Below are 8,800 nucleotides of genomic sequence, written 5' to 3' on the forward strand. Positions count from 1 at the left end.
CATATGGATATGCGAGCGCCGCATCAAGCCGCTTCAGTCGGCATGGCATTGCTCGTAGCGTTGGGTGGACCCTTGAACTGGAATTCGGAAGCGATCCGGGAAGCATCACAGGCAAGGAACTACGGCAGGATCATCGAGCTGGCTCGAACCCACCAGCGCATGACGCAGGCCCAGTTAGGCCAGGTATGCGGACTGTCGCAATCAGCTATCTCCCGGCTGGAGAAGCGCGGCGTCAGCCCCTACGCCATGGATGTGCTGCTGAAGGTGTCGCAACACCTGGGCATCCCAGTGGCGCTCCTCGGTCTCGCCGAAGTCCCGACCCAGGCACGAATCGGAACTGAGAGTGTGGAGAGACGTCAATTCCTGGGAGCGGCCGCAGCAGTCGCCGTATCACCCGCGCTGGCCGTCGTCGCCAGTTGTGTCGACGAGGCCGATCACCAGGCCTCCTCACTTCGGCTTGTCACAACCTCCTACCGTCGATTGGACGGATCGACTCCTTCCCGGGAACTTGCCGATGCCGTCCGTTCACATCTGCGGTTGATCCAAGGGCTCATCAGTGCCGCACCGACCCATGCCCATCGGATCAGGCTCGCCGCCATCGCGAGCGAGGCGGCGAGCCTGGCCGCCTGGCTGGCATGGGACACCGGAGACAACGGGTCAGCACGCTCGTTCTACGGGGCAGCGATCAAGGCCGCTCGATCAGGAGCGAATCCGCTCCTTGCCGCCTACCAGACGGGGAGCCTCGCTCAACTCGAGGCACACGCTGGCAATGGGGCCATGGCACTCGGCCTCGTAAAGCGAGCCCGTAGCTTCCTGGAAACCGGCTCCCCCAGAGTTGCCGACGCATGGCTGTCGTCAGTGGAGGCTCTCGGACACGCAGCCACAGGTGATCAGCGGAGCTGCGACCGCGCATTGACACGCAGCCGAGCCTCACTCCAGTCCAACACCCGTGGAGAGCAGCCCCCTTGGCCGTGGATATTCACCTTCGATGAGGCCAAGGTTGCCGGCTTCAGGATGACATGTGGCGCCAACCTCGGGCTCCCCAAGTGGGTCTCGGACAGCACTGGCCCTGTTCTCGCCACCGGTCATGCGAAGCAGCGTGCACTCCTGATACTGGACCTCGCAGCAGGCCAGCTTGCCGAAGGACAGATCGAGGCAGCATTTGCGTTCGCGACGGAAGCCCTGAAGACCGGCCTCACGTACCGTTCCGGGCGAATCGTCGAGCGGAGCCGCGAACTTCGGCGGAGGTTCAACACCTCCTCACCGCCCAAGGCCGTGCGGGAGTTCGATGAACGACTTCACGGCGTCTACCTCTAGGAAGGGAATTACATGCGAATCGGGATCACGGGCCACCGAGGGCTGACAGCCAAGACGGAGACACAGGTCCGACAACTACTCGAAGACGCCCTCCCGAAGAGGGAGTCCGCCAACCTCACCGTCGTGTCCTGCATCGCGGACGGGCCGGATTCGTGGCTGGCGGAGATCGCACTCAAGCGGGGCGGGCGGCTGGAGGTCATCGTCCCGGCCGACGAGTACCGGGACGGGCTACCGGAGTGGCACCACCCCGTCTACGACCGGCTGTTCGACAGCGCCGCCGCCGTTCACCGCACCGGCCACGTCGAATCCGACGAACCCGCGCACCTGGCCGGAGGCGAACTCCTCGTACATCACGTCGACAAGCTTCTCGCCGTCTGGGACGGCCTGCCGGCTCGCGGCCAGGGCGGGACGGCGGATGTCGTCGCCCTCGCCCGGCGACACGGCGTGCTGGTCGAGGTGATCTGGCCGGAGGGAGCCCGCCGCTGACCGCGTCACATCGGCCCTTCACCAAGAGCAGCCCGCAGCCAGTCGCCCGTCGGAAAGCGCCGCCTCCTCACACTGCATCCGTCTCCCGAAAGGCTGACGACGAGTCAATGCGGGTACACCGGAGAGGAGAACCAGAGATGCTGGTGCGGCCGTTGACCCGGTTGACCAGAGGACGGGACCGCGATGACCAGTCGACCGCGTACACCGAACACCAAGCTCGCCGCTCTCATGAAGCAGGCACAGTGGGGCAATGACCAGCTCGCCCGGGCCGTGAACCGAGTCGGCTGCGAGGCCGGGCTCCGGCTGACCTATGACAAGTCCGCCATCTCCTACTGGGTCTCCGGCACGATCCCCCGGGCCGAGGTGCAGGAGGTCGTCCGGGAGGTCTTCTCACGTCGGCTCAAGCGCCCGGTGACGCCTGAGGAGACCGGCTTCGGTTCCGGTGACGGGAAGGGACACAGCAAGGGCGTGCTGTCCGATCTGATGTCGATCGGCAGGTCCGACATGGATCCCTCCCGCCGCGGCGTCCTGACCGCCGGTCTCTACTCGCTGACCCTGACACTGCCGGAGTTCGACGAGAGCCCCGAGCGGATCACCCGTGCCGCCGCGGGCCGAACCGTGCGCGTCGGCACCGGCGAGGTCCAGACCGTACGGATGGTCACCGACCGGATCGCCGGAATCCTCGACGAGCTCGGTGCCGCCCACGCCCGCCCGATGGCGGCGGCGTTCCTGGTCAACTCGGTCGGGCCGTGGCTCCAGGCGTCCGGCACGACCCAGGTGAAGGCCGACCTGCTGTCGGCCGCCGCCGATCTCACCTACCTGACCGGCTGGATGGCGATGTACGAGACCGCCCACGGCCTCGGCCAGAAGTACTACGTCCAGGCCCTCAAGCTCGCGCGGGAGGCCCAGGACCACGTGACGTACTGCCGCACCCTGCGCGGCATGGCGCTCCAGGCGTCCAACCTCGGCTACGGCCCCAAAGCCCTCGAACTCGCCGACTCGGCCGCCGAGGCCGCTCCGGCCTCCGGCCCGCGCCTGCGGGCCTTCCTCGCCGGCCAACAGGCGCACGGCGCCGCCATGGTGAAGGACCGGCGCCAGGCCTTCGCACGCCTCGCCGAGACCGAGACGGCGCTGGCCCAGGCCGACGGCCGCAACGACTCCATCGGCGGCTACGACCAAGCCGCGTACCACTTCCACGTCGCGCACGTGCTGTACGAACTCGGCGACCTCCCGGGGGCGATCAAGGAACTCCAGCTCTCCAACCGGGCCCGCCCGACCAACGAGAAGCAGGGCCGCGTGCACGGCAATGGCCTGCTCGCCCGTCGGCAGATGGAACTCGGCCACGTCGAAGCCGCCTGCGCCACCTGGGACGCCTTCCTGGACGACTACATCACGCTCAGCTCCGTCCGCGGCGACGAGCACTTCCGTGCCCTGAACGCGGCCCTCCCGACCCACGCCGCCAACGGCACGGTGCGGCGGCTACACCAGCGCACCCGCGAGGTCGCGCGACAGAAGGCCGCGTGAGCCGTGAGTCTCCGCTCCGGCAAGGGGTGCCGGTCGAGGTGATCCGGCCGGAGGGAACCCGCCGCTGACCGCGTCACATCGGCTTCTCGCCGAGGGCCGCCCGCAGCCAGTCGAGGGAGTCGGTCGCCAGGACGGCATCGGCGAGGTCGTTCGCGGTCCTCGTGGTGAGCCGGCCGCGGCTGTTGTCGATCCACCGCTGCGCGTTCGCGTAACCCTGCGCCTTGTACTCGACGCCCTGGATCAGGCATTCCAGCTTGTCCGCGTCCCGGGCGCAGACCGCCTCCAACGACTCCTTCGCCTCGTACTCCGCGACGAGATCCCGGATGGTCGAGGCCAGGACGTCCGGCATTCCCGCGACCTGGTCGGCCGTCACCGCCACCGGATCCGCGCTCGGCGCGTACTTCTTGCCCAGGTGGTTGACGTCCCCGGTGCGCGTTTCCTGGGAGTCGTGCCAGACCGCCAGGAACGCGGCCTGCGCCGGGTCGGCGCCTTCGAGCCTGGCGATGACCGAGGCGATCAGGGCGGTCCGCCAGGAGTGCTCGGCGACCGACTCGGGGTCGCGGACACCGGCCATCCACCAGCCCGTGCGCTTGGTCTGCTTGAGCGTCCCGGCTTCGAACAGGAACCTCGCCACCCCGTTCAGGTCGTCCGTCACTGCCGGCTCCTCTCACACACGTCACGACCGAGGTTGAGCGGGCCGCGCCGCCGCAACCGCATCGGTGTACAACTCGGTGGTCAAGTCGTCCTCGCTGATGCCAAGTTCTCCGAGTACGGCACGGACCAGGGAGAGGGCGGGGGTGAGCTCGGCCGCCGTGGCAGCCGATGTCTCCACCTCGATGAACGTCGCGCCATCCAGTTCCGGAACGCGAACGAGCGTGGCCAGCACAGGCCACCCGTCCTGCTGGAAGCTGTAGTTGCGGCACCGCTTCTCGAACGCGATTCGCGGAGTGAAGCCGAGACCCCGGACGATCTCGTGCATCGCGTCGGCATCCGCGACCGTGGTCTCGGCCTCCGGCTTGGACCCGGACGCCTCGTCCACCCGAGCGTCCTTGTACGTCAGCACGGTGCGCGTGTCGTCCCGGCTGTGCACGGTACGGATCCGCAGCTCCCGGTCAGCGCCCATCAGACTGCCGTCCGGCGCGTCATAGTACGTGTCCCGGTAGACCTCGGCCCGGCCGGAACCATACCGCTCCTCCAGCTGCCCGAGCACGCCTTCCGGGTCTCGCACGATCGCCTTGACTTCCGCTTCGATCGCCATCCCTCTGCCTTCCCTCAGATCACACGCTCGGCACTGTCCACCATGGCATCGAACTGTCGGCACCAGCCCCGGTACAAGGGGCCGTGCGGCGTGGGCAGCACCTTATAGGTTGCCGACTCGTGCCCTTCCCAATCCGCGTCGAATGCGCCGACGAACAAGGTGCGGTCCAGCCGGATGATCCGCCACACAGGCATCGTGCGATACCGGTAGACCTCGACCTGTCCGTAGTCGGACAGCTCCCGTAGCCGGGCCTCCGCCAGTCGGATACCTCCGGCCAGCGAAGCCGTGGATTCTCCGATCTCGGCGGCACGGAACTCGGCAGCCGGCGACTCCGGATCAAGGAGTAGCACCCGCAAGCGGGGGGAGGGGCCGCCATCGCGGCGCAGGTGCTGACGCAGCAGCGAATCGCGCAGGGCTAGGAGGCCGAGGCCTCGCACGGCCAGCACGTCCAGTTCGGCTGCCGATACCGCCGCACACCGGATCTCGGCGGACGCCGATTCCTGGTCGCCGTATACACGGACGATCTCAGGAAAAGCTGCCAGATCGAAGGCGGATCCGGACGCCCGTCGGCCGTCCGACCGTGGCGCCAGCCCGAGTAGCCGCCGCGCATCATCGGGAAGGTTGAGTCCGTCGGCGATCCGCTCGAAGACGTTCAGCTTCGTCACCAGCCGACGGCCGTTGAGGATCTCGTTCACCCGGCCTTGCGTCATCCCCACCTGAACCGCCAACCGGGCCTGACTCGCGCCGCTGTGGTGCTGCACATAGCGGAACAGCGCGGCGACATCGCGGTCCCGCAGCGCGCACCGCACCTGCTCGTTCTGCCAGGCAAGGTCGGCCAGCCTGATCGGTTCGAGCGCAGTACCCATGAGGCGAACCCCTCGTCAATCGATCCATCCCACAGTGAGATTACCGTCTGGATATCGCCGACCGCATTCGGTGACGCGATTCTGGATGTACGACCGCCGGTGCGGACAACAGGCGACGCCGGATCGAACTCGGCAGTCCCAGAACGGCCGTGACAGGCCGACGCGGCGAACGACAGGAGCGGACACGTGACCACCCCACAGCCCAAACCCCCGAGGCCGCCGGCGCCGCCGGGACCCGGGCCGGACATGCCGGTGAGCGGGCCGACCGGCCACAACTCCACGACGACCATCACGACCAGGTAGGAGATTCCCATGGGATGGGGCCTCGGCAAGGGCGGAAGCTCCGGCGGCGGCAGCGGCGCCAACGACGGCGGTCAGGGCAAGCACGCCGGCAACAAGGACTTCGGTACGAGCAAGTCCACCCAGGACACTTCGTCGGGCGCGAAGTCCGGAAAGCACGGCAAGGGTGGCGAGAAGGACAAGTGACGACTCGATCGAGCGTCTGCGAGCAGGCCGCCGTGCGCGGCCTGCTCCACGCTGTCTCCCGCTTTCTCGGGCATGAGGTGGCCCCGGAGTGGCGCAAGGCCGCCGAGGCGGCCCCCCGCCACCGGTTCCTCCCCGACCGGATCTGGCTCAACGGCGAGGACGGCTGTCTCGTACCGTGCGACCGAGAATACGAACTCGATCGCTGGATCGCCGCCGCCTACACGGACGAGCCGGTGGTGACGCAGATCGACGACGGGCAGGAACCGGAGGACCTGTCCGACGCCCTTCCGTCGTCCTCGGCCTCTGCTCCGTCGATCGTCTTCCGAATGCTCGAACTCCTGGACCTCACACCGGGAATGCGAGTTCTGGAGATCGGCACCGGCACCGGCTTCAACGCCGCTCTCCTCTCCCACCGACTGGGCGACACCAACGTGACGTCGATCGAGATCGACTCCGCGGTAGTCGAGCTCGCCCGGTCCCACCTCAAGGCCAACGGCTACGCCCCCACCGTTGTCCATGGTGACGGAACTCTGGGGTGGAGCGTCCAGGCTCCGTACGACCGCGTCGTGGCGACGTGCTCCGTCAGACGCGTTCCCCATGCCTGGATCAGCCAGACCAGGACCGGTGGAGCGGTGCTCACTCCGTGGGAGAACCCTTGGGTCTGCGGGGGCCTGCTCCGCCTCACCGTCGGCGACGACGGGACTGCCAGCGGCCGTTACTCCCCCGACAGTGCCTTCATGCTGATGCGTACCCAGCGCCTCGACCTCCGGCTCTTCCGGGACGTCGCCCTGGACGAGCACGTGCCCGCCGAGTCCACGACCGCCCTCGACCCGTGGGCTGTCGCGGATTCCGCCTTCGAGACCCAGTTCGCCCTCGGCCACCGCCTCGGCGACCTCTGGTACGCCTGGCACCACGGCCCCGAGGTCGAAGGCGTGGTGACCCGGCTCTGGGTGGCAACGACCGACGGCGGCTCGTGGGCGGCCGTCGACTGGGACGGCCGCGAGAACACCGAGCGCTACACGGTGTGGCAGCACGGCCGGCGCCGGCTCTGGGAGGAGGTCGAGGCCGCTCCGCTGGTGGCTCGACAACGACCGCCCCGGGCCGGAGCGGTTCGGCTTGACCGTCACGCCCGAGGGGCACACCGCCTGGCTCGACCACCCGGCGAACGGGTGGCCCTTGCGGTAGAGCCGCACCCGCTCCCCGGCTCGGCCCTGCTCGCTCCCTCGGCACCGGGTTCCGGAGCAGCCGGTGCCCGTTGAGCGCGTCGCTCGACCGGGGAGAGTCGGATCTCGACCAGGTCCGGCCCCGTCGGGAAGGTGCCACCGTCTACCGATCACACGCGGGTGCGGCAGGGGATCTCGGCAGGCCCCGGTTGCTCGAGAACCGCGGCTGTTGCCGCCCGGTCGGCTCGGGGCTCAGTCCGTCAGTTCCCACAGCAGCCGGTAGTAGGCGCTCCGTTCCGGGTCCGGGTCGATGCCGTAGGCGTCGAGAAGAGACTCCTCCCAGCCCGGGCCGTAGTTCCACTGGGTGCTCCAGGTGGCGATGGCGAGGTCGGCCCAGCGGTCGGCGAGGCCGAGGGTGCCGAGGTCGACGTGGCCGGTGTGGGTGCCGTCGTCGCCGATCAGGGTGTTGGGGGCGCAGGCGTCGCCGTGGCAGACGACGAGGCGGTCGATCGGGGGGATGTCGGCGAGGGTGGCCAGGGCGCGTTCGACGGTGCCGTGGTGCCGCAGTTCCTCCGGCCAGTCGGCCGGGTCGGTGCGGCCCGCTTCGGCCTTGGCGCGCGCGTTCGCGAGGCGTGCTTCGGCGGACCAGTCGAAGGGGCAGTCCGCGACGGGCAGCGCGTCGTGGAGCGCCCGCAGGCCGGCGCCGATGGCGCGGACGGCGGTGGCGGGGTCGCGCTTCCAGTGCTCGTCCACGGCGGACCGGCCGGGCAGGCCCTGGGTGAGGAGCCAGGTCCCCGTCTCGTCGGCGCCCTCGGCGACGACCGGCGGCACCACGGCGAAGCTTGCCGCCCAGCGCAGGCGGACCGCCTCCGCCGCGAGGTCGATGCCGGTGCCGCCGCCGACCGGCGTCCACTTCACGAACTGGCGGGTGTCGCCGTGGCCGAGTTGGAAGGTCAGTCCGCCGAGTTCGTTCTCCCAGACGGCCCGTACCGGCCGTCCGGCCGCGAGCTCGGTGACGACGGGTGGCGGCTGGACGGGGCCCTGGGGCGCGGCGGCGATCATCCGCCCATTCTCACCGGGGCGGGCGGCGCCCCGCCAACCGTTTTGCGGGGTCCCGCCGCTACCAGGCGGCGGCTCGGAGGACGTCCTGGGCGAGGTCCTCGACCGACCGGTCGTCGGTCGGGACGCGGACCGCGCCGGCCGGTGCCCGCTCGTCCAGGTGGCGCGCCATGAACAGGCTCCGCTCGATGTGGGCGGCCAGTTGGGAGCCGGTCTCGCGCTGGGCGAGCCGCCGGCGCACGGTCTCCTCCTCCGCCGTGAGCAGGACGCAGGTGGCCCGTACCGCCCCGCCGCCCATGGCGCGGCTGATCATCGGCGCTTCGAGGATGCTCACGGTGTTGGTGTAGACGAGGCGACGCTGTCCGAGGGCGGCGTAGTTCGACCAGACGGCGGCGATGTTCCGTTCGGTGATCGCCGTACGGTGGGGGTCGCCGTCGGGGGCGGGGTGGATCTGGTCCATGAAGTCCCCCTCGATGAGGCAGTGCGCCGTGTCGCGCGCCCGCAGCGCCACCGAGACCTCGAAGCCGACGGTCGACTTCCCGACGCCCGATCCGCCGCCGAGGAGCAGGAGTTCGTAGTTCATGGCAGGTCAGCATGGCAGTTCCGGGCAGCTCCGGCACCGGGGTTTCCCACCGCTGGGG

General features: G+C 69.3%; 10 protein-coding genes. 5 read left to right on the forward strand and 5 right to left on the reverse strand.

Annotated features, from left to right (window positions below):
* From ACFU6K_RS21380 to ACFU6K_RS21390, 3 genes are all read left to right on the forward strand, one after another.
* A partial coding sequence (locus ACFU6K_RS21380; RefSeq protein ID WP_380665276.1) for a helix-turn-helix domain-containing protein occupies positions 1-1,317 on the forward strand: 1,317 nt, incomplete at its 5' end.
* A gap of 12 nt (positions 1,318-1,329) precedes the next feature.
* The gene (locus tag ACFU6K_RS21385; RefSeq protein WP_380665278.1) at positions 1,330-1,803 is read left to right on the forward strand and encodes a hypothetical protein; all 474 of its coding nucleotides are present in this window, start codon (positions 1,330-1,332) and stop codon (positions 1,801-1,803) included.
* 183 nt (positions 1,804-1,986) lie between these two features.
* The gene (locus ACFU6K_RS21390; protein ID WP_380665280.1) at positions 1,987-3,327 is read left to right on the forward strand and encodes a tol-pal system YbgF family protein; all 1,341 of its coding nucleotides are present in this window, start codon (positions 1,987-1,989) and stop codon (positions 3,325-3,327) included.
* 73 nt (positions 3,328-3,400) lie between these two features.
* On the opposite strand, the gene ACFU6K_RS21395 is transcribed toward ACFU6K_RS21390, so the two are convergent.
* The 3 genes from ACFU6K_RS21395 to ACFU6K_RS21405 are packed head-to-tail and all read right to left on the reverse strand — an operon-like array spanning position 3,401 to position 5,451.
* Entirely contained in the window at positions 3,401-3,982 is a 582-nt protein-coding gene (locus tag ACFU6K_RS21395) for an HD family hydrolase (protein ID WP_380665282.1), read from the reverse strand.
* Between the two features lie 21 nt (positions 3,983-4,003).
* Positions 4,004-4,585, reverse strand: coding sequence for a class IV adenylate cyclase (cyaB, locus tag ACFU6K_RS21400; RefSeq protein ID WP_380665284.1), 582 nt, complete (start codon positions 4,583-4,585; stop codon positions 4,004-4,006).
* Positions 4,586-4,599: 14 nt separating this feature from the next.
* Entirely contained in the window at positions 4,600-5,451 is an 852-nt protein-coding gene (locus ACFU6K_RS21405) for a helix-turn-helix domain-containing protein (RefSeq protein ID WP_380665286.1), read from the reverse strand.
* A gap of 312 nt (positions 5,452-5,763) precedes the next feature.
* Between ACFU6K_RS21405 and ACFU6K_RS21410 the strand changes: the two genes are divergently transcribed.
* Together ACFU6K_RS21410 and ACFU6K_RS21415 are read left to right on the forward strand one after the other, a co-directional pair.
* Entirely contained in the window at positions 5,764-5,937 is a 174-nt protein-coding gene (locus ACFU6K_RS21410; RefSeq protein WP_380665288.1) for a hypothetical protein, read from the forward strand.
* Positions 5,934-7,196, forward strand: a complete 1,263-nt coding sequence (locus ACFU6K_RS21415; RefSeq protein ID WP_380665290.1) for a methyltransferase domain-containing protein — start codon at positions 5,934-5,936, stop codon at positions 7,194-7,196. The genes ACFU6K_RS21410 and ACFU6K_RS21415 overlap by 4 nt, the downstream gene beginning before the upstream one ends.
* 156 nt (positions 7,197-7,352) lie before the next feature.
* Here the strand turns inward: ACFU6K_RS21415 and ACFU6K_RS21420 are convergent, their stop codons facing one another.
* Positions 7,353-8,162 carry an aminoglycoside 3'-phosphotransferase gene (locus ACFU6K_RS21420; RefSeq protein WP_380665292.1) on the reverse strand — a complete coding sequence of 270 codons (810 nt, stop codon included), beginning with the start codon at positions 8,160-8,162 and terminating at the stop codon, positions 7,353-7,355.
* Between the two features lie 58 nt (positions 8,163-8,220).
* Positions 8,221-8,742 carry a hypothetical protein gene (locus tag ACFU6K_RS21425; RefSeq protein WP_380665294.1) on the reverse strand — a complete coding sequence of 174 codons (522 nt, stop codon included), beginning with the start codon at positions 8,740-8,742 and terminating at the stop codon, positions 8,221-8,223.
* Between the last annotated feature and the right edge of the window lie 58 nt (positions 8,743-8,800).

The organism is Kitasatospora sp. NPDC057512 (assembly GCF_042802135.1).
Classification (GTDB): Bacteria; Actinomycetota; Actinomycetes; order Streptomycetales; family Streptomycetaceae; genus Kitasatospora.